Origin of the sequence: Paenibacillus cellulosilyticus (assembly GCF_003182255.1) — a bacterium.
GTDB classification, from domain to species: Bacteria; Bacillota; Bacilli; order Paenibacillales; family Paenibacillaceae; genus Paenibacillus_T; species Paenibacillus_T cellulosilyticus.
Window position 1 is genome coordinate 400,506 of sequence record NZ_QGTQ01000003.1, and the last position, 21,575, is coordinate 422,080.

Below are 21,575 nucleotides of genomic sequence, written 5' to 3' on the forward strand. Positions count from 1 at the left end.
GATGGCTCAATGCAAGAATGAGGGAGATTTAATTATTTTGTAAGAAATGAGTTAAAAACCGTTAAGATATTAGCGCTATGCTAAAAATATAAGTTTACATATGTCTAATGTTCGTATGTAGATAACAGCAAAGGATGAGCGATGTGTCGATTCGCACGAGGCTGCAGGTCGCCCTGTGGGCGATGGTAATCGTTCCGAACATTATCATGATCAGCTTGATCATATCGCTGCTTTATTTTCTTAGTGATCAGACGCTTCATGAGCTAATGTACGATGAGAAGTACTACAAGGATCGGCAAGCGATTGCGCTCGGTGAGCTGTCCTATGTCATGCGGTACGAGCCGGAACGGATGGAAAATGACCACTATTTGAACGATTTTCAGAACCGATTGACTGAGTTACAAGCTGGCGTGGTACTGGAGCGGAATGGGAATGCACCAATCGTGACACCTATGCTGCGACAGGCTGCACCGCATGAGGATTGGAGCAAGCTGGTCGAAGAGGATCGTGATCAAATTGCGATAGACGGTTATTTGTACCAGATCGTTAGACAAGATATCGTCTTTGCCGATGGTGGAGAAGGTAAAGTGCTGCTGCTAAGACAGCAGGAACAGATTCCAATTTCTTGGAAAATTATAGTTGTCACCGTCGGGTTGTTTGTCTTAGTTGGTACAAGTATATTCCTGACCTATACCGTGTCACGAAGCATCCTTAAGCCATTGTATTCGTTAAAACGTTCTGCCGAGCAGATTAGTGAAGGGATGTTGGATGGCGAAGTGAGGCCGGTGAACAAAGACGAGATCGGTGAGCTCAGCACGGCATTCGAAGCGATGCGGCAGCGTCTGAAAAGCTCGATCGCAGAGCGGCTGCAGGAAGAAGAGAACCGCAAACGGCTGCTTTCGCACATTTCCCATGATTTGAAGACACCGATCACGGCAATCAAGGGCTACATAGAAGGCATATTGGATGGGGTAGCAAACACGCGAGAGAAACAGGAGAAATATTTGCAAACCGCCTATCGTAAGGCTGCGGATATGGATCGGCTGATCGATGAGCTGTTCCTGTTCTCGAAGCTGGACATGCAGCATGTCGTGTACGATTTCAAGCCAATCGATATTCGCCGATTTATGAAGCACTATGCAGAAGATCAGCAGTTTGATCTGGAGAAAGCGGGAATCGTGTTAGAGCTTCATGGAGTTGCAGGCGAACCACTGCTGGTTGCAGCAGATACGGAAAAGCTAAGTCGGGTGTTTCATAACATTATTGGGAACAGTGTTAAGTATATGATGAATGAAACCGGCGATGCCGATCGTCGTATTGAAATCTCGCTGAGAGGATTGCCTGGGGGTTATGTTCAATTTCAAATCCGCGACAACGGACCAGGTGTAGAGCCTGATGCTCTGCCGATGCTGTTCGATCAGTTCTATCGGACAGAGCAATCGCGCAGTACAGAGACAGGCGGCAGCGGGTTAGGGCTTGCGATTGTGAAGCAGATCGTGCAAGGGCATGGGGGCTATGTAGAAGCCAGTTTGCCAGCCGATGGTGGATTAGCCATAACGGTAACCCTGCGCCAATGGAGAAACGGTCACGAGCATGACGCAGAAGGCAGGTGAAATCATTACAATGAAGTCTATTCTAATTATTGAAGACGAGCGTTCCATCGCCGAGCTTCAACGTGATTACCTTGAGAGCAATGGCTACCGTGCCGATATTGAGGTGAAAGGCGACGTAGGGCTGAAGCGGGTGCTGGAAGAAGAGTTTGATCTCATTATTCTCGATGTCATGCTGCCCAATATGGACGGCTTCGAAATTTGCAGACGCATTAGACAGACGCTGAACGTACCGATTTTAATGGTATCTGCAAAAAAAGAAGATATCGATAAAATACGTGGTTTGGGACTTGGTGCAGACGACTACATAACCAAGCCTTTCAGCCCCAGTGAGCTGGTAGCTAGGGTCAAAGCGCATCTTACCCGTTATGAACGGCTTACCGGTGATAAGCAGCACAGCAGCGACTCATTGACGATTCGCGGACTAACGATAGACAAGCTAACCCATCAAGTTACGATTCGAGATCAGAACATCTTGCTGACGGGAAAAGAGTTCGATCTGTTGTTAGTGCTAGTCCAACATCCGAACCGAGTTTTCACCAAGGAAGAGTTGTTCGAACGGGTATGGGGGTTGGAATCGATTGGCGATATCGGCACCGTAACCGTCCATATTCGGCGGCTTCGCGAGAAGATCGAGCTTGATCCATCGAATCCGCAATATATCGATACCGTATGGGGAGTCGGATACAGGCTGAAAGTATAAGCAGTCAGTCTGGATTTGCATGATAGATGGTATTTATTTTATACAGGGAATGGAGTGACAGTATTGAAAAGCATTATTCGATTTTCATTGAACAACAAATTTGCACTGTGGATTATGACCATCATCGTACTGTTTGCCGGTATGTACTCGAGCATGCAGATGAAGATGGAGACGCTGCCTGATATTACAATTCCGATTGTCAGCGTAACAACGGTATATCCTGGTGCCGCTCCGGAATCGGTCATGAACGATGTGACGAAGCCGATTGAGCAGCAGGTTCGTAACCTAGAAGGGGTCGAGAACGTAACATCGACTTCGATGGAGAACGCATCTTCCATCGTTATTCAATACGGTTTTGACAAAAACATGGATAAGGCAAAGAGCGAAGTGGCTGAAGCACTCAGCGGACTGACTCTGCCGGAAGGTGTGAACGCTCCGGATATTTCGCGTATCTCGTTGAATGCGTTCCCTGTCATGTCGCTCAGTGTAGCGAACAAGGATCTGTCCTTGGAGCAGCTGACGAAGATCGTCGAGACAGAAGTTGTTCCTGCAATTCAAGGTACTGAAGGCGTAGCTTCGGTCCAAATCTCGGGTCAGCATGTGAAGTCGGCAGAGCTGACGTTCAAGGCGGACAAGCTTAGTCAATACGGGCTAACGGAAGATACAGTTAAGGGTATCATTAAAGGCTCGTCGCTGTCCGTTCCACTTGGTCTGTTCACGTTCGGCAGCGAAGAGAACACGGTTGTTGTCGACGGCAATGTATGGACAGAGGACGATCTGAACAATCTGCAAATTCCTGTAACACCAACGGGTGCAGGCGGTACAGCACAAGGAACAGCAGGTGCTGGTGCAGCAGGTCAGAGCGCCCCACAAACAGGCGCAGCCATTCAATTGCCTACGGTGAAGCTGTCTGAAGTGGCGGACCTGACGATTATCGGTAAGGCTTCATCGATCTCCCGTACGAACGGTCAAGATGCCATCGGCATCTCGGTTGTGAAAGCGGCGGACGCTAATACGGTTGATGTCGTCAACGGTGTGAAGGACGAAGTGAAGAGCCTGTCGGAAGACAATAAAGGCTTGGAAATTCTAACCGTGTATGACCAAGGTGAACCAATCGAGAAATCGGTCAATACGATGCTGAGCAAAGCATTCATTGGTGCTGCGTTCGCGATTGTGATCATTCTCGTCTTCCTGCGTGATATTCGTTCGACGATCATTGCGGTTGTATCGATACCACTGTCGATCTTCATCGCATTGCTCATCTTGAACCAGCTTGATATTACGCTAAACATTATGACCCTCGGCGCTATGACCGTCGCGATAGGACGGGTAATAGACGACTCGATTGTCGTTATCGAGAACATGTACCGCCGTATGTCGCTTGCTACGGAGAAGCTGACGGGTAAAGAGCTGATGCTCGAGTCGACGCGTGAAATGTTCATCCCGATTCTCGCATCGACGATCGTAACGATCGCCGTATTCTTGCCTATGGGCTTCGTATCGGGTGCTGTCGGCCAGATCTTCATGCCATTCGCACTGACGATCGTATTCTCGCTGCTCGCTTCGCTGCTTGTTGCGATTACAGTTGTTCCTATGCTCGCGCATCTCATGTTCCGTAACGGACTGAACAATGTGAAGCATCATGAAGATAAGCCAGGCCGTCTGGCCGGTGCCTATCGTCGTTCGCTTCGTTGGACGCTCGACCATAAGCTTGTGACGTCGCTTCTTGCGATCGTGCTCCTCGTCGGCAGCTTGTGCCTGACGCCGCTCATCGGCTTCAGCTTCCTGCCATCCGAAGGCGAAAAGACGATGATGATTACGTACAACCCAGCACCAGGTGAAACGCTGGAGCAAGTGACAGATTTGGGTTCGAAGGCAGAGAAAGAGCTGCTGAACCGTGAGAATGTTGAGATGATGCAGTACACGATTGGCAGCGGTAATCCGCTCAGCCCAGGTGCATCGAAGCAAGGGCTAATTTACTTGAATTACAATGAAGACACACCGAAATTCGATGATGAGAAAACAGCTGTCATCGACATGCTGACCGCTCTCGGCGGTAAAGGCGAATGGAAGCAGCAGGACTTCACTGGCGGCGGTATCGGCGGCAGCGGCATGTCGCTCACCGTATATGGCCCTGATATGGAGACGCTGCAAAACGTCGTCGGACAAATCGCAGACAACTGGAAGAAGAACGACAAGCTGACGAATGTTGACACCAGTCTTGCGAAGACTTACAAGCAGTACAAGCTCGTTGCTGACCAAGCGAAGCTAAGCCAATACGGCTTGACGGCTGGTCAAGTGGCGATGGCACTGTCTCCGGCTCGTACGCAAGAACAGCTGACGACCATCACGAAGGATGACGAGAAGCTGAATGTTACGGTACATGTTGATGAGAAAACGTACAACAGCATCTCGGATCTCGAGAACGAACAGCTGATGTCTCCGCTCGGATTTACAGTTGCACTTAAAGATGTCGTGAAGGTAGAGGAAGGCCAGTCGCCGAATACGATCACGCGCAAAGACGACAAAGTATATGCGGAAGTAACCGCAGATGCGAAAACAGCCGACATCTCCAAAGTTTCGTCCGATGTACAAAAAGAAATCGACGCCATGGATCTTCCAGCAGGCGTTACGACCGAAATGGGCGGCGCTACGCAGGACATGAATGAGGCGTTTTCGCAGCTGATCCTTGCAATGGTTGCCGCAATCGCTATCGTATACCTCGTGCTCGTCATTACGTTCGGCGGCGCACGCACGCCGTTCGCGATTTTGTTCTCGCTGCCGTTCACCGTTATCGGTGCATTGGTCGGTCTTCTTATCGCAGGTGAGACGATTAGCGTTACAGCGTTGATCGGTATGCTCATGCTGATCGGTATCGTGGTAACGAACGCAATCGTATTGGTCGACCGCGTAATCCACAAGGAAGCAGAAGGCTTGTCCGTGCGTGAGGCATTGCTCGAAGCAGCAGGCACGCGTCTGCGTCCAATTCTGATGACGGCAATCGCGACGATCGGCGCATTGCTCCCGCTTGCACTCGGCTTCGAGTCCGGCGGTCTGATCTCCAAAGGTCTCGGCATCACGGTAATCGGCGGTCTGACAAGCTCGACGCTGCTGACCCTGATCTTCGTGCCGATGGTATACGAGCTGCTGAACCGCAAACGCAAGTTCAAAGGAAGAGCGGCTGAGTAAGCTTCGTCTACCGTCGAAAGCAGCTAAGAGCCATAACTAAAGAAGAGGTTGTCCCAGCCAGTCTAACTGGCCGAGGACAACCTCTTTTTGCTGCAATTATTAGCTCGTATAAGTCTTTTACGGAAAGGTGAGCTTAAATGTGATCGGCATAAATAATCTTACACCGCTCTAATGGACGACAAAACCGTCTCACTCTGCTGTTGTTATAGTTCAAACACAATTTGCTCTTGCATGTAGCTCGAACAAAAGCTTTGCCCCACAGGGGCACGCGACTCCCAGCACGCAGCATCTCACTCCCGCCTCTGTCCTGCCACCGCCCCCTTCCGGGGTCCAGGGGACGGGAGTCCCATGGGGTCCTCCCTAGCAGGGAGGATTTAGGTGGGTAGAAATAAGGAGGAAATTTCCATGCCAATGACGAAATGGAAAACATGGTTCCTTGCAGCTGTCATGCTGTTTACACTGCCCCATCCCGCGATCAGCAGCGCTGCTGCAATGAGCGCTCGCCTTCAGCCAACGTACGCTGAATGGGGACGTCTTGCTGTCGATTACGCAATCAAGGAGTACAAGGCAGAAGTCATCGATTATGCATACGAGGGACGGTATCCAGCTTCGAACAACCATGTGGAATATCGCTTCCGTCTTTGGGTTCGGAAGAACGCCAAGGAATATGCGATCCGTATTGCTGTACAAGTGAATCCATCGTCTGGTGAACGGATGGGACTGAAGCTGACAGAACTGCAGTGAACCAATATTAAGGATGAGCAGAAGGGAAGATCGGTCATGTTGATGACGACAACGAACGCTATTGAAGGTCGTGCAATCGAGGATTATATCGGTATTGTAACGGGAGAAGCCATTATGGGTGCGAACATTGTGCGGGACTTCTTGGCATCCATAACCGATGTGATCGGAGGCCGATCTGGTGCGTACGAGAACAAGCTGAAGGAAGCAAGAGATGTCGCATTTGGAGAAATGCGTGAACAAGCGCAGCGTTTCGGAGCCAACGGTATCGTTGGCGTCGATATTGACTATGAGGTCGTTCGTGACGGCATGTTGATGGTTGCAGTTAGTGGTACGGCAGTGAAATTCCGCTAGAGTGGACATGCGTATCTCAATATAGGTACAATGGAATGGACAACCATTTCGCCAGCTGAAGGAGATTGGAATTATGTATACAGAAATAAGCACAGACGAACTGCTAAGCAGACTGGAGCAAGGCGAAAAGCTGTATTTAATCGATGTTCGTGAGCCGGATGAATGGGCAGACGGCCACGTGGCAGAAGCGATTAGTATCCCGCTCTCCCAACTGCAAGCAAGAGTCGGTGAACTGGCTTCCAATGGCGAAGAGCCATTTATACTCATGTGCAGAAGCGGCAATCGCAGCAGCAGAGCGTGCGACTATTTGGCTGCACTCGGTTATGAGGTCGTTAATGTTGCAGGCGGTATGCTGAACTGGAACGGTAAAGTAGTTACTGGTGAATAGTTTGAAGTAGAGCATGAACACAATGAAGCTCGTATTCTCCTTTCGATATGAAAGGAAGGATGCGGGCTTTTTTTGATAAAGGCTTTGTTAAACCTTAATGTTGATATTGGATAGTTACAAACAAATGTTCTGTAATAAAGGTGACAATTTGGTTCGGAGATGATTTGTCTATGGATTTAAAGGAGCTAAAAAAGCTTGCTGATACATTAGACGATAGTGGTAAAGCAGGAACTTATCTTCTTTTTGCAATCCAGAACTAAAGGTGTGTCAGCTCCCGTTCGAGCAATTGACGAAATCCAAGAGCAGAAGAATAAAGATGGGCTTGTTTGTCCGCATTGCAAAACTCATTCTGTCGTTCGTTTTGGGAAGTACGTCGTAAAAACACGTGCTGGAGAGGTTAAACGTCAGCGTTACCGCTGTAAATCCTGTCGCCAAACCTTTAATGACCTTACAAACACCCCTCTTCAACGAACGAGAAGACCTCATGTGTGGGTTCGTTTTATTGAATGCCTGATTGAGGGCTATTCGCTGAGAAAATGTGCCGAGCAATTAAACGACGAAGTCACACATGTCACCTTGTTTTACTGGCGACATAAGATTCTTGCTGCCCTAAAACAGATTCCAACCGAATCATTTCAAGGTATCGTTGAAATGGACGAGACCCACTTTCTGTACTCCGAAAAGGGCAAGCGGAACATCACCGAACGCAAGCCACGTAAACGAGGCGGAAAAGCCAAATATCGTGGCATAAGCAAGGACCAAGTGTGTGTCCTCGATGCCCGTGACCGTCAGAAAATGACTTACTCTGGCGCTCTTGGGCGTGGTCGAATTCGGACAACGAAATTGGATGAGGCGATTGGCGGTCATCTATCGGACTCAAACGTGCTTTGCACTGATTCTTGGCGGGCATTCAGCTCCTATGCGAATGCAAAGGGCTTGGCTCATTACCGATTCAAGTCCGACGGAAAACAACGTGTCAAAGGCGTTTATCATATCCAAAACGTAAACAGCTATCACAGCCGCTTGAAGAAATGGATGGACCGCTTCAATGGTGTAGCAACCAAATATCTACAACATTATTTGGCTTGACACGAACACAAAGCTTCGGCTATCTGTTTATTCTTGTTAAGCGGGCAGAACAGCTCAGCTTTATTGAAATAGCGGTGACGAGATGAATATTTAGGTAATTATTGTTACATCTAGAGGATTAGTCATAATTGTAGAGAATAGGTGTTTAATAACTTTTTCTGAAAGAGGACATGAAAATGAATGACACAACAGAAACAAAAACACTTGTTCATACAGTAGTTCAGGTGAGACTGCCTGCTAGAGATATTGATGAATCCGTAGCATGGTATGAGAAATATTTCGGGTTTGCACATTGCTGGAAAACTGAAGAAGAATCAGATTTGAAGCTTGAACCAGGACCCTACTTGTTTTTAAAACGAGTAGAACAACCGACACCGATTCATATTGTGTCACAAGGAAGACCCTATGCAGTTCTTTGTATAAAAACTTCTAATGTCTTTGAATGTTACCGAAGATTCATCGAGGCCGGTGAAGAAGTAACCGAAATAACCTATACTTGGAATATTGACCGCTTTCCAGAATTCAATGTCACAGACCCTACGGGGAATGTTATTAATGTTGCTAACTATCCCGATTTACAGATTACTGGTTTTTAAGCTATCGGGGAACGATAGCTCAATTATCCGCCTTTTCACAAAGGCGTTTTTCTTTTGTTCACAAATCAACATTAGAATTTAACATAGCCTTGATAAAAGAAATGCCTACAATCACACCTGCAAGAGAAGATGAGACATGCATGCACGGCAGCCTACATACAATGGGGAGAGACAAGCGACGAGAAAGGAGTGGCGCATCCATGACGTTATTGATGACGAAGCCGCCGGCGATGACGACAGCTGCTAATCCGCAGCCTCAATCATCCCCAGCTGACTCATCTGATCCGATATCGGTTGATCTTCGAATTGGCGGCATGCATTGCTCTGCGTGCGCAGTCCGAATTGAGAAGGCAGTTGGCCGTCTTCCTGGTGTGAAACAAGCGGCAGTCAGCTATGCCTCACGATCTGCATGGATCGTATATGAGCCATCCCGATTGAGCGTAAGTGACATTGGCAGCGTCATTACGAGACTTGGTTTCCAATCTTCCTCTGAGCAGCGGCCGGCCTTCGACCGGCAGGAGAGAACGATGCTTCTTATTCGGCTCATTCTTTCGGTCATCCTTACGATACCGCTCTTATTGCCGATGGCTCATCATATTGAGGCACTTTCGTTCCTGCCCGTACCGACAATTCTCATGAATCGCTGGGTGCAGCTTGGACTGGCAACAATTATTCAGCTGGTTCCTGCTGCTCCTTTCTATTACGGTGCTTACTATGCTCTGAAACAGCGGGCTGCCAACATGGATGTGCTCGTGGCGACAGGGACGACAGCAGCTTATCTATACAGTCATTACATGGTTTTTCGAGGTGGAGGGCTGCCAGCAGGAACGGACAGTGCACTTTACTTTGAGACATCGGCAGTAGTCATTACGGCTGTTCTATTGGGAAAATGGATCGAGGCCGCAGCCGCTGGCCGTACAGCTTCGGAGCTTGGCAGCTTAGGCGAGCATCAGCCTGCAATGGCGACTGTTATTCGAGAGGGTCAGCGAGAGCAGCTCGCTTCAGATCAGCTGAAGGCTGGTGATGAAGTGATCGTCGGACCGGGTCAGTCCTTTCCGGCTGATGGTGTACTATACTCGGATACCGCTGAGACGGATGAATCGCTCCTTACCGGGGAAAGCCGATTGGTCGCCAAGCAGCGGGGCGACCGTGTCTTTGCTGGTACGATGAATGTTCGAAGTGAGATACGTGTATATGTGAAGGCTTCAGGCACTTCCACGGCACTGTCGAGACTTCATGCGATGATGCGGGAAGCGATGGCTTCTAAGACATCCGTTCAGCGAAAGGCAGATGCGATCGCAGGGATTTTCGTACCTGTCATGATTGGACTTGCAGCAGCAACCTATATCGTCAGCATTCTCTGGTGGACGAGGGGGGACGGTGAAGCAGCATTCATCCGAGCATTGGCCGTGCTGCTTGCTGCATGTCCTTGTGCGCTCGGGCTTGCGACTCCACTGTCCCTTGCCGCGGCATCCACAGCATCAGCGAAGCGGGGGATTGTGCTCAAGCAGGCGGATGCGTTGGAAACGGCTGCACAGCTGCAGGCGGTCGTATTTGATAAAACAGGTACACTAACAGAAGGTCGCGCGCAGGTGACGGCCGTACATGCGGATTCGATGCATCCGTCGGCACTGCTGCGGTTAGCTGCGGCCGCTGAAGAGCATGCGACACATCCGTATGCTGCCGCTGTTCAAGCAGCTGCGGCAAGTGCAGGCTATGCCTCTGGACGAGAACAGCAAACGCGCGAGCAGATTAAGACAGCGAACCCACGCTCAGAAGGTGGGTCTTCGATAGAACTTGAAGGTCACAAGATCGCGGTCGGAGGATACGATTACGCGAGCAAATACGGTTGGATCATGATGGATTCCATTCGCCGATTCGCTGCTGAGCATGAACGTAAAGGCGAGACCATCTGGTATACGGCCGTCGACAATCGCTGCATCGGTGCAATCGCTCTTGCCGACCCGCTGCGCGCAGATGCTAGAGAAGCCATAGCGATGCTGCGGAAGTCGGGCATTCGGCACATTGTACTCGCATCCGGCGATCGGGAGCCTGCCGCTGCTGCCGCTGCTTCGCGTATCCGAATCAATGAAGTACATGCATCGCTGCGTCCAGAGCAGAAGGTCGCACTCATTCAATCGCTCCAGCGAAGGTATGGAGCGGTAGCGATGGTTGGCGATGGCTGGAATGATGCTCCTGCGCTTGCTGCAGCAGATGTCGGCTTCGCGATTGGCGGCGGTGCTGATGCAGCAATGGGAGCGGGACAGCTGGCGCTGCTGCATGGTCGGTTGACTGGCGTTGCCGACACGGTGCGAATAAGTCGATTGACGATGCGCAATGTGAAACAGAATCTAGTGCTTGCATTTCTTTATAATATGGCGGTCATCCCGAGTGCTGCATTAGGCCAATTGAAGCCATGGATGGCCGGAACTGCGATGGCGCTAAGCTCGCTATCGGTTGTGGGGAATGCGATCATCCTTCGCATACAGCTGCGCAGACGTAGACGCTGATGATACGTTGATTACGCGCTGGATGCTTGGCCGAATATATCCTTGGGAAGGATAGACAAAAGGGTTGTCCGATGATATAGTTACAACGTTCTTTCAAATGGATATGCAATCGAGCAGGTGCTAAACGGCGAAGCAGCAATCAGCCTCCAACCGTGCAGCACAATAGGGAAGCCGGTGTAATTCCGGCACGGACCCGCCACTGTAAGAAGCGCTTGGCATGCGCATGTAGGACCAGCCAAGCAACCGCACCGACATTGGTCACTAAGGATCGCCTTGGGAAGACGTCGGACGTGGGCTTCAAGTCAGGATACCTGCCTGTATCGGTTATGCATCTACCTACGTGGTGTTAGGGAAGGTGTTGGATATTCGCTTAATGACGCATTGCAGCAGCCGTCGGCCTGATTCATGGGCGGATTCAGCTGCGTGAAATCGTTAATTGAAGCATTTCCGACCCTTGCGTCGGAAATGCTTTTTATTTTGTTACCGCAAGAAAGGAAGAGATGAACATGAACAAACAGCACGCTCAGCATCAAATTTGGAGGAAATTAGGCCTTCTTTCGATCGTGATGGTTCTATTGCTGCTCGCGGCATGCGGCAGCAAGGACAATAGCACAACGAACGACGAATCCAATGCCCAGCAGCAGGAGCAAACGACAGAACAAACGACTGAGCAACCGGCTGCTGAACAACCAGGCGCAACGGTATATCCGCTTACGTTGAAGGACGATTCCGGCACAGAGATTACGCTGGACAAAGCACCAGCTCGTATCGTGACGCTCGCGCCTAGCGAGACGGAAATTGCGTTTGCAATTGGTGCTGGCGACAGTGTCGTTGGCGTTGACGAATACAGCAATTATCCCGAGCAAGCGAATGCGATTGATAAAGTTGGCGATACGACAACGAACATCGAGAAGGTTACTGCACTACAGCCAGACCTCATCCTTGCATCCGTTACGATGAACACGCAAGCGATCGAGCAGCTGCGTGCATTGAAGCTGAATGTATATGCGACAGAGCCTAAGACATACGATGCCGTCATTGAGAAAATCAAAAACATCGGTGTACTGTTGGATAAACAACAGGGTGCTGCCGATGTAGCCGACCGCATGAGCCAAGTGAAGGCTGACATCGAATCGAAGGTAGCAAGTGCAGATAAACCGAGCGTTCTTGTTGAATTCTCGCCAGGCTGGACAGTCGGTAAAGGCGAGTTTATGGATGAGCTGTTGACGCTTGCTGGTGGCACGAACGTGGCGCAGGGGAACGGGTGGTATGAATTCGACTCCGAGCAGATCGTCAAGAGCAACCCGCAGGTCATCGTCTATTCCTCATGGTACGAAGAGCCGAATGCGATTCTGGAAGGAATCAACGCCCGTCCGGCTTGGAAAGTCATCGATGCCGTGAAGAACAACCGTCTCGTTGAGGTGCCGCAGGATCCGCTGTCCCGCGTAGGACCTCGCCTTGCAGAAGGCTTGCAGTCGCTCGCGAAGGCCATTCACCCGGAGCTATTTCAATAACGAATGAGACTGCGATCAGTCTTATATGGAGGAGCAGCCATGCTCCTTCTTGTCGTTTCTATCGGTCTGGCAGTTTCGATCGGTTCAGCGGGCTTGTCGCTGTCGGACGTATGGGGCATTCTTATTTATAAAATAACCGGTATCCATCTGTTCGGCGATTGGTCCGATAGTGACGTCGCGATCGTGATGCAGATCCGGCTGTCGCGCGTTATTCTCGCGGTGCTCGTCGGCGCTTGTCTGGCGACAGCAGGCGCAGGCTTTCAAGGCGTGCTGCGCAATCCGCTTGCAGACCCCTATACGCTAGGCGTCGCATCCGGCTCTTCGGTTGGTGCGGCGTTTATTATTTTCTTCGGGCTGCAATCGCTCATGGGATTATGGACGATTCCGCTTGTTGCTTTTGTTACCGGGGCGCTGACGTTATTCGCAGTGTTTGCACTTGCCCGTTCCAAAGGGGCAATGGCAGTCGAAACGCTTATTCTAGCCGGTGTCATTATACAATCCTTCCTTGGTGCGTTTGTTTCGTTCATGGTGTCCATGTCTGAGGGCGTCGTGAACCAAATTCTTTATTGGCTGATGGGCAGCTTGGCGCTAAGAAGCTGGGATCATGTTTACATGCTGCTGCCGTTCCTTATCGTCGGCGTTCCGCTGATCGCTTTTTTTGCGCATCGGCTTAATTTGTTTGCATTTGGCGAGCGGCACGCCGCACATCTTGGTGTTAACGTTGAAAGGACGAAGCTCATCGTTCTCGTTGGTTCCACATTGCTCACAGCTGCGGCTGTGTCGGTATCCGGTGTTATTGGATTCGTTGGACTTGTCGTTCCGCATTTGCTGCGGCTGCTCGTTGGCCCGGACTATCGTCGCATTATTCCTCTGTCTGCTATCGGGGGCGGAATCTTTGTACTCTGGGCAGACACGGTTGCGAGAATCGCACTGTCGCCGCGCGAAATTCAGCTCGGTATTGTAACGGCTCTCGTTGGCGCGCCGTTCTTCGCATTACTGCTGTATCGGCACAAGCTTGGTGGAAAAGGAGGGATGTAACGGATGATCGAAGCGCGGCAGGTCAGCTTAACGATTGAACAAACGACGGTCGTTAAAGACATGACTTTCTCCTTTACCAAGCCAGGGATGTACGGCATTATTGGACCCAATGGCGCGGGCAAAACATCGCTGCTGCGGCTTATGTCCGGTGCGGCACAACCTACTTCGGGCAGCATGCTGTTGGGCGACAAGCCGATCAGCGCCTATCCACGCAAAGCATTGGCTCGGACAATGGCTGTCCTTCAGCAAGGTGGCCTCCCGCCTGTCGGCTTCTCCGTGCGGGATACGGTCGCAATGGGGCGCTTCGCTTTTCAAGGATGGTTTGGCGACGAACGGGAGGATCCTTCGCCACTGATCGATTCAGCGCTTAATCGAATGGGACTAATCGAACTGCAGCATCGCCCGCTCGACCGACTGAGCGGCGGTGAACGCCAGCGTGCGGCGCTTGCGCAAATTATGGTGCAGAACCCGCACATTATGCTGCTCGATGAACCGACGACCTATTTGGATATAGGCTATCAGGTTCAACTGCTGGAGACTGTGCACGAGTGGCAGCGAGAGCGCGGCATGATTGTTGTGGCGGTTCTTCATGATTTGAATTTGGCATCGTTGTACTGCGATCAATTGATCGTCATGAAGGATGGTTCCTTGTATGCTTCCGGCACGCCGGAGACGGTGATTACGAAGGAGCTGGTTCACGACGTCTATCATGCAGATGCAGAAGTCATTTATACCGAACCAGGTGGTCCTCCTCAAATTGTTTTGCATCGTGCAGGGGTTGGGATGAAGGAGAAGCCCATATTGGATCGAATGCAATGGATACAGCCAATTGGGCGATAAAATACAAGTACGGGAGTGTGTTGGAAATGGTTGAGAATCAAGCAAACGAACGGGATTTGCATAGCAAGCTAATGGAAATGATCGGACGAGTCGAACCTCTGAATGAAGAGGCAATGAAACGGGCGGATCAGCATCTGCTCAATCTGACGAAACCGCCAGGAAGTCTAGGAAAGCTCGAAGATATTGCAACTCAGCTTGCAGGCATTACAGGTGAGCTGCACCCCGATCTATCGCGCAAAGCGATTGTCGTCATGGCGGCTGACCATGGCGTCTGTGAAGAGGGGGTTAGTGCGTTCCCGGCTGAAGTGACACCTCAGATGGTGTTGAACTTTTTGGCTGGCGGAGCTGCTGTTAACGTGCTTGCGAGACAAGCTGGTGCAGACGTGCGCTGCGTCGATATCGGCGTCAATGCGGAGCTGAGCCATCCACAGCTTATAAGCCGCAAGCTTATGAACGGCACATGCAACATCGCGAAGGGACCTGCGATGTCCCGCGAGACAGCGATTGAAGCGGTGTTAGTAGGTATTAAAGTCGTCGAACAGCTGTGGCAGGACGGTTATCGGATGTTCGCGACAGGCGATATGGGGATCGGCAATACGACCGCAAGCTCGGCTGTATTGGCCGTATTGTCAGGCGGTTCGCCTGAAGATGCGACGGGTCGCGGGACGGGCATCAATGATGAGCGGTTCGCGCACAAAATGGCGATTATTCGTCGTGCTATCGAAACGAATGAGCCGAACTCAGCTGATCCAATCGATGTCCTAAGCAAGGTTGGCGGACTTGAAATCGCCGGACTAGCCGGTGTAATTATCGGAGCGGCTGCGCATCGATGCCCTGTTGTTATCGATGGATTCATCTCTTCTGCGGCTGCACTGTTAGCGGCAGCGTTGTGCGAGAATTCGGTGCACTACATGATCGGTTCCCACTTGTCGAATGAACGGGCACATGGGCAATTGCTTAAGGAGATCGGGTTATCGCCGGTCATCCATCTATCCATGCGATTAGGTGAGGGAACAGGAGCGGCGTTGTGCTTCCACTTCATTGAAGCAGCGCAGCGAATTATGAGCGAGATGGCGACATTCGACAGCGCCGGCGTATCGCGAGGCTAGAATCTGGAGGTTGCAACATGGCGGCATTAATAACAGGCGGTGCTCGCAGCGGCAAAAGCTCGTTCGCTGAGCGTTATGCTGCGAAGCTCGCTGAACGCGGAATTTATATCGCAACTGCTGCGATAGGTGACGACGAGATGCGTGAGCGAATAACGCGGCACCGCGAGCAGCGGGAGGAAGGCGGCTTCCGCTGGGAGACAGTTGAGGAGACACTCAAGCTTGCTGAGCAGTTGGATACGTTGAACCAAGAGGCAGACGAAGCCGTTCGAAGCGGGAGTAAACCGCCGGTGGTGCTTGTGGACTGCTTAACGTTGTGGTTGACGAATACGTTATTGGCGTATGAGCATGAACCAGCGGGACGGCTGGAGCAGGAGGTCGATCGACTTGTCGAGGCGGTTGCTGCCTACCGTCATCCGCTTCTGCTTGTCACGAATGAAGTCGGCAGCGGAATCGTGCCGGCTTATCCGCTTGGGCGGACGTTTCGCGATGCGGCGGGACGCATGAATCGAAAAATGGCAGAGGTATGTGACCGTACGTTTCTTGTCGTTAGCGGAATTCCGGTTGACCTAAGCCGGATTGCCGTGTCGCTGGACGACCTATGATAAGTTTGATATACAGCTGGCCGGAGCTATTACGGATAGGCGCGGCTGCCGTTATTGTTGATCTGATCGTAGGCGATCCGAAATGGCCGACGCATCCGGTCATACGAATGGGTCAGTGGATCAAATGGCTCGAGAAGCAGCTTCGCAGAGGCGTTCATGCAGATGCGAAGCCTTCCGTGCTGCGGATACGCGGCATTATACTGACGGGTGCGACGGTGCTGCTTGCGTGGCTGGCGATGACCTTGATCGTCCTCGCAGCAGACGCGATTCACCGCTGGCTAGGATACGCGGTCAGTGTATGGTTCGTTTCGACGACCATTGCCGTTAAAGGGTTGAAGGATGCGGCAATGCTTGTCTATCGTCCGCTGTCTGCTGGCAATTTGCCAGAGGCGCGCAAGTATGTTGGCTACATCGTAAGCCGTGACACGGAGCATATCGATGAACCAGACGCTGCAAGGGCCGCGGTTGAGACCGTTGCGGAGAATACGGTCGATGCGTTCTTGTCGCCGCTGCTGTTCGCCATTATCGGCGGTGCACCGCTTGCGATGGCTTACCGCGCTGCCAATACGCTCGATTCTATGGTCGGCTACAAGAACGAGAAGTATCGATATTTCGGATGGTGTTCGGCACGGCTGGACGATGTGTTGAACTATGTCCCCGCGAGACTGAGCGCACTGTTGATGCCGTTGTCCGCACTACTACTGCCTGGCATGTCAGGGAGGCGTTCAATCCAAGCGGTATGGAAGTTCGCTAAGAAGCATCCTAGCCCGAACAGCGGCATTCCAGAATCGGCTGCTGCCGGAGCGCTTGGGATCGAGCTTGGCGGGATCAACCGATATTTCGGTCAAGACAGTGAGCGGGCAAGGCTCGGCTGGCCGCTGCGTCCGCTTGCTGCAGGTGATATTCTGCAAACGGTTAAACTGTTATATATCACAACGCTGCTTGTGCTGATAGGAGATATTGTTCTATGGTGGGCCGTACGTTAAGAAACAGCATGAATGGTCTGGTTGCAGCCATTCAATTATTGACGCGTATACCGTTTCCGCTTCAAGTGCCGTTCGACCCGCCGACGTTGGCCCGCAGTATCATCTCGTTCCCGATAGCGGGTTTGTTAATCGGGGTGTTGATGAGCGGATCCGCATACTTGCTAGATCTGCTGAACATGCCATTGCTCGCTGCGGCATTGACGTTAGGCTGGTGGATCGCACTGACGGGCGGGCTTCACCTGGATGGTTGGATGGACACAGCGGACGGTGTGCTTAGTGGCAGGTCGAGGGATCGAATGCTCGATATTATGAAAGACAGCCGTGTCGGTGCAATGGGCGTAATTGCTGCTGCGGTGCTGCTGCTAGTTAAGTTTGCAGCGCTCACCACGTTATTCGAACGTGCGGATGGATCGGCTGTATGGATCATGTTGGCCGTTGGCCCGGTATGGAGCCGCTGGTGGATGACTGCGGCGATCGCACATTGGCCGAATGCCAGAGAAGGCGGTATGGGGGCGATGTTTCGCGATGCGAAGCTTCGTCATGTAGCAGCAGCTTTAATCGTGGCAATCATCATTACCGTTCTATTATTCAACTGTGCTGGCTTGGACATGTCGAAGGTATGGATTGCGTTGATCGTAATTGCAGCCTCGGCATCGATAGTGGGATTAGTATTGGCGGTATGGTTGAATCGCAAGCTCGGCGGGCTGACAGGCGATACATATGGCGCCATGAATGAGGCGGCGGAGGCAGCTTGTCTGATCGCATTGTGCGTTTTAGGCAAGCTATGGCTGTTCTAGTGATACTAGTTGAACGGATTGAAACCTTAACAGAAGAACGGAGCAGGGAGGTGGCAGCATGCTGGAGCGATATGGACATGGGGGAGACTTGGTAACGGCATCAGACTTGTTCGGCATTACGGCCGACCAGTTCGTTGATTTCAGCTCGAATATGAATCCATTCGGACCGCCGGCAGCTGTTTTTGCTGTCATGGAATCGAGATGGCGCGAGCTCGACCGATATCCAGATCCGGCTGTGCGCGGACTGCGGAGCAAGCTCGCGCAGCGACACGGGATAAACGTGGACAACGTGTTGTGCGGCAACGGTGCGGCTGAGTTGATCGATTTGGCAATCCGTGCCCTTAGACCAAATGGCGGCGTCGGACTGGCAGTGCCGTGCTTTGGCGAGTATGCAGACGCAGCGGAGAAGTATGGCGGGCATATCGTCCGAGTGCCGATGCTGGAGGACGATTCGTTCCGTCTGTCCGTGGAGCGAGTGATGGAGGCTGCATTAGGCGATAATCGGCCCGAGATCTGGATGATCGGTTCTCCGAATAACCCGACGGGAATGACCGTGGATCGGGAATTGATTCTAAAGCTGCTCGACACGGAAGCTTTCGTTGTGATCGACGAGGCGTTTCTAGATTTTGTGCCGAATGAAGAAGCAATCTCATTGGTGCAGGAAGCAGCGAAGAGACCGAACTTACTTGTCATTCGATCGATGACGAAGTTTTATGCGATTCCTGGCATTCGACTTGGTTATGCGGTTGGCTCAGCTGACACGATTGCCAAGATGCGCGGATTACAGACGCCATGGAGCGTCAACTCGCTAGCACAATGGATCGGTGAGGCAGTGCTCGATGATGTGGAATACGAGCAGCGCACGCGGCGCTGGTTAACAGAGGAGCGTCAGTGGCTGTCGGCAGATCTGGGTAAGCTTGGCTGCAAGGTTTTCGACAGTGTGACGAATTACTTGCTCGTGAAGCTGCCGGATGAATGCGCGATTGATGCTGCCCAGCTTCAACAGCTGATGGGACAGCGAGGGGTATTGATCCGCGACGCATCGCATTTTGCCGGATTAGATGGACGATTCATTCGCCTTGCGGTCAAGCTGAGGGAGCAGAATGAACGGCTTATTGAGGCACTGTCTGCATGTTTGCAGGTCAGGAGATTATAGATGCAGCCTTTTCGAACATCGGCAATCTTTCGTTCAGCGTGCTGGCACGGCGTTACAGCTGAACTGTCGGATGAAGGGGATCGGATTACGATCAATGCGCCTATGAGGCTGCTTACACTGAGCAATGCGGTATACAATGGCGGGATGTCGGCAGCCGATACCATCGTCAATTGGAAGGTTCCGCTTGATTATAACGGAGATGATCCGCAGGGAGAGATAGCGCTGCAGCTCCGTCACTGGGGGCTGGAACCGGCACGATCTGCCGTACTTATGACAGCGGCCAAGCTGACGCATGCGTCGGCTGCAGAACTGTCGGGTAACCGTTTCAAGCTCATCTGCATCACCACATCCGGGACGCGAAACGCGGCACGCGCAGGCAGCGACAGGACGGTGTACCCGGCATGGCGGGCAGGTACGATTAATACGGTGCTGCTGTTTGATGGGCAGCTGACCGATTCGGCTATGGTAAACGTGCTCATGACGGCCACTGAGGCGAAAGCGGCGGCTTTGCAAGATATCGGCTTGCGAGATATGGATAATGGGCTCGTCGCGACGGGGACGTCAACAGACGCCGTCGTCTTAGGTGTCAGTGGCAGCTCCGACTATGGCGTCATTCATGAATATGCGGGAACCGCGACAGAGGTCGGAGCGGCGGTCGGCAAGCTGGTCTACGATACGGTACATGAGTCGGTAATGACGCAGCATGAGGATTAGGGTAGGCAAGCTTTTAAAATTGGAAGTCCACAGTCGAGGTAAGTGCCTCGTCCTGTGGACTTTTTTATTCCGAATATGACCATTTTGCGATTTCGAGCATCTGCTCGGTCATATATTGAGCGGAGTACATGAAGTTCGATTGAATCCAATACGAAATGAGTCCGAGTATCGTGAAGACGGACTGATTAATGAAAATCTCCCGGTTAATGTGAGAAGGAATCTGGGGGAACAGCAAATCGAACTCATACTCGAAAATTTCTCGAATGGCTTCGCCCAACTTTTCCTGGAACCCAAAGTTTTTGCCTTTGAATAATAAGCTGAACGCTTCCGCATTAAGGTGGATGTACGGAAAGATCTGAACTGCGGAATGCGTCAAATTCCGAATATGATAGTGCTCGCGTTTGCCTTCGTAGGGTTCTTTGAAGGCGGTAATGAATCCATCGATCGTCTCTTTAATTAACTCATCCAACAATTCCTCTTTGTACTGATAATGGGCATAAAATGCCCCTCTTGTATATTCAGCGCGAGATACGATGTCTTTTATCGTAATCTCCCTAAGCTCCTTCTCGTTTAGCAAGGAAACCAACGCCGTTTTCATCGCTTTTTTGGTTCGGATCACACTGCTATTTGGGTTCTTGCTGCTCAATGAACATCCCTCGCCAAGTTGTATAAAGTTTTCATTTCTATGTACAAAAGTATAGACAAGTGTTCAACTTTATACAAACGTCCATGCGATGTAAATTGAAGGATACGCTTTCAAGATCAATAATAAGGGTGTGATTTGATTTCAAATTGTTGCTCAACATACAACCTAACTGAAGGAGTGCTAGATATGAAACTACAAGGTAAAGTAGCCATTGTTACAGGTGCAGGCTCCGGCATGGGCAAAGCGATCGCAACGTTGTATGCGCAAGAAGGCGCTAAAGTGATTGTGGCGGATATTAACCAAGCGAGTATCGATGCGGTAGTCGCTGAGATTAAGGAAGCTGGCGGAGAAGCAGCTGGCGAAGTTGTAAACGTTGGGAACAAAGAAGACGTCGAGCGCATGATCAATGCTGCGACATCCACTTATGGCTCACTTGATATTCTCGTTAACAATGCCGGTGTCATGGATAACTTCACGCCTGTCGGCGACGTATCGGACGAGCTCTGGGATCGCCTGATCGACATTAATCTGAAAGGACCGTTCATGGCCTGCCGAGCTGCCGTTAACATTATGAAAGAACAACCAAATGGCGGTGTCATCGTAAATAATGCATCGGTTGGCGGCTTGTTTGGTACACGCGGCGGTGCAGCTTACATTGCATCGAAGCATGGTCTCATCGGTCTGACCAAAAATATCGCTTCCACCTACGGTCGCGAAGGCGGCAATATCCGCGCGAATGCGATTGCGCCTGGTGGCGTGAAGACGAATATTCAATCGACCATTACCGCTCCTCACCCGCTTGGCCTTGCCGCACTGACGGATGCTGGTTCAGGTAAACTTGCCGATCCATTGGAAATCGCCCGTGTAGCATTATTCCTGGCTTCAGACGATTCCAGCTTCGTAAATGGCGATGTCATTAAAGCCGATGGCGGCTGGACGGCTCGTTAATTTAAAGGTAGTAGTCGAATCGATCATAGAGACAGCCGACAAGAC

The 21,575-nt window shown here is 51.2% G+C and carries 19 protein-coding genes, 1 pseudogene and 1 riboswitch; of the genes and pseudogenes, 19 read left to right on the plus strand and 1 reads right to left on the minus strand.

What is annotated here, in order from left to right; all coding sequences use genetic code 11:
- Positions 1 to 143 precede the first annotated feature (143 nt).
- From DFQ01_RS07010 to DFQ01_RS07095, 18 genes and pseudogenes are all read left to right on the plus strand, one after another.
- Positions 144 to 1,613 (plus strand): sensor histidine kinase, encoded by a 1,470-nt coding sequence (locus DFQ01_RS07010; protein WP_174812718.1) that lies wholly within the window; start codon positions 144 to 146, stop codon positions 1,611 to 1,613.
- 10 nt (positions 1,614 to 1,623) lie between these two features.
- Positions 1,624 to 2,313: a response regulator transcription factor gene (locus DFQ01_RS07015; RefSeq protein WP_110043285.1), complete on the plus strand. Its 690-nt coding sequence runs from the start codon at positions 1,624 to 1,626 to the stop codon at positions 2,311 to 2,313.
- Positions 2,314 to 2,376: 63 nt separating this feature from the next.
- Positions 2,377 to 5,502 (plus strand): efflux RND transporter permease subunit, encoded by a 3,126-nt coding sequence (locus tag DFQ01_RS07020; protein WP_110043161.1) that lies wholly within the window; start codon positions 2,377 to 2,379, stop codon positions 5,500 to 5,502.
- A 405-nt stretch (positions 5,503 to 5,907) separates the two neighbouring features.
- The gene (locus tag DFQ01_RS07025) at positions 5,908 to 6,246 is read left to right on the plus strand and encodes a DUF3889 domain-containing protein (RefSeq protein WP_110043162.1); all 339 of its coding nucleotides are present in this window, start codon (positions 5,908 to 5,910) and stop codon (positions 6,244 to 6,246) included.
- 36 nt (positions 6,247 to 6,282) lie between these two features.
- On the plus strand, positions 6,283 to 6,597 hold the full coding sequence (locus DFQ01_RS07030) for a YbjQ family protein (protein WP_110043163.1): 315 nt from the start codon (positions 6,283 to 6,285) through the stop codon (positions 6,595 to 6,597).
- A gap of 73 nt (positions 6,598 to 6,670) precedes the next feature.
- The gene (locus DFQ01_RS07035) at positions 6,671 to 6,985 is read left to right on the plus strand and encodes a rhodanese-like domain-containing protein (protein ID WP_110043164.1); all 315 of its coding nucleotides are present in this window, start codon (positions 6,671 to 6,673) and stop codon (positions 6,983 to 6,985) included.
- Between the two features lie 170 nt (positions 6,986 to 7,155).
- A pseudogene (locus DFQ01_RS07040) lies at positions 7,156 to 8,071 on the plus strand (IS1595 family transposase); the annotation flags it as partial.
- Between the two features lie 179 nt (positions 8,072 to 8,250).
- Entirely contained in the window at positions 8,251 to 8,670 is a 420-nt protein-coding gene (locus DFQ01_RS07045) for a VOC family protein (protein WP_174812717.1), read from the plus strand.
- 200 nt (positions 8,671 to 8,870) lie between these two features.
- A complete protein-coding gene (locus tag DFQ01_RS07050) occupies positions 8,871 to 11,180 on the plus strand; it encodes a heavy metal translocating P-type ATPase (protein WP_174812716.1) in 2,310 nt (769 codons plus the stop codon).
- Between the two features lie 98 nt (positions 11,181 to 11,278).
- Positions 11,279 to 11,513: riboswitch (cobalamin riboswitch) on the plus strand.
- 173 nt (positions 11,514 to 11,686) lie between these two features.
- The gene (locus DFQ01_RS07055; protein WP_110043167.1) at positions 11,687 to 12,694 is read left to right on the plus strand and encodes an ABC transporter substrate-binding protein; all 1,008 of its coding nucleotides are present in this window, start codon (positions 11,687 to 11,689) and stop codon (positions 12,692 to 12,694) included.
- Positions 12,695 to 12,697: 3 nt separating this feature from the next.
- Positions 12,698 to 13,732 carry a FecCD family ABC transporter permease gene (locus DFQ01_RS07060; protein WP_110043168.1) on the plus strand — a complete coding sequence of 345 codons (1,035 nt, stop codon included), beginning with the start codon at positions 12,698 to 12,700 and terminating at the stop codon, positions 13,730 to 13,732.
- A gap of 3 nt (positions 13,733 to 13,735) precedes the next feature.
- On the plus strand, positions 13,736 to 14,572 hold the full coding sequence (locus tag DFQ01_RS07065) for an ABC transporter ATP-binding protein (protein WP_110043169.1): 837 nt from the start codon (positions 13,736 to 13,738) through the stop codon (positions 14,570 to 14,572).
- A 26-nt stretch (positions 14,573 to 14,598) separates the two neighbouring features.
- Positions 14,599 to 15,681, plus strand: coding sequence for a nicotinate-nucleotide--dimethylbenzimidazole phosphoribosyltransferase (cobT, locus tag DFQ01_RS07070; protein ID WP_110043170.1), 1,083 nt, complete (start codon positions 14,599 to 14,601; stop codon positions 15,679 to 15,681).
- Between the two features lie 17 nt (positions 15,682 to 15,698).
- Positions 15,699 to 16,283, plus strand: a complete 585-nt coding sequence (gene cobU / locus DFQ01_RS07075; protein ID WP_110043171.1) for a bifunctional adenosylcobinamide kinase/adenosylcobinamide-phosphate guanylyltransferase — start codon at positions 15,699 to 15,701, stop codon at positions 16,281 to 16,283.
- Positions 16,280 to 17,269: an adenosylcobinamide-phosphate synthase CbiB gene (cbiB, locus tag DFQ01_RS07080; protein WP_110043172.1), complete on the plus strand. Its 990-nt coding sequence runs from the start codon at positions 16,280 to 16,282 to the stop codon at positions 17,267 to 17,269. The genes cobU and cbiB overlap by 4 nt, the downstream gene beginning before the upstream one ends.
- Positions 17,251 to 18,066 carry an adenosylcobinamide-GDP ribazoletransferase gene (cobS, locus tag DFQ01_RS07085; protein ID WP_110043173.1) on the plus strand — a complete coding sequence of 272 codons (816 nt, stop codon included), beginning with the start codon at positions 17,251 to 17,253 and terminating at the stop codon, positions 18,064 to 18,066. Before cbiB ends, cobS begins: the two co-directional genes overlap by 19 nt.
- A gap of 58 nt (positions 18,067 to 18,124) precedes the next feature.
- Positions 18,125 to 19,222, plus strand: a complete 1,098-nt coding sequence (cobD, locus tag DFQ01_RS07090) for a threonine-phosphate decarboxylase CobD (protein WP_110043174.1) — start codon at positions 18,125 to 18,127, stop codon at positions 19,220 to 19,222.
- Complete coding sequence (locus DFQ01_RS07095) at positions 19,223 to 19,936, plus strand: adenosylcobinamide amidohydrolase (protein WP_110043175.1); 714 nt, start codon at positions 19,223 to 19,225, stop codon at positions 19,934 to 19,936.
- A 64-nt stretch (positions 19,937 to 20,000) separates the two neighbouring features.
- On the opposite strand, the gene DFQ01_RS07100 is transcribed toward DFQ01_RS07095, so the two are convergent.
- Complete coding sequence (locus DFQ01_RS07100) at positions 20,001 to 20,582, minus strand: TetR/AcrR family transcriptional regulator (RefSeq protein WP_110043176.1); 582 nt, start codon at positions 20,580 to 20,582, stop codon at positions 20,001 to 20,003.
- A 186-nt stretch (positions 20,583 to 20,768) separates the two neighbouring features.
- On the opposite strand from DFQ01_RS07100, the gene DFQ01_RS07105 reads away from it, so the two are divergent.
- Positions 20,769 to 21,530, plus strand: coding sequence for a glucose 1-dehydrogenase (locus DFQ01_RS07105; protein WP_110043177.1), 762 nt, complete (start codon positions 20,769 to 20,771; stop codon positions 21,528 to 21,530).
- Positions 21,531 to 21,575: the final 45 nt, after the last annotated feature.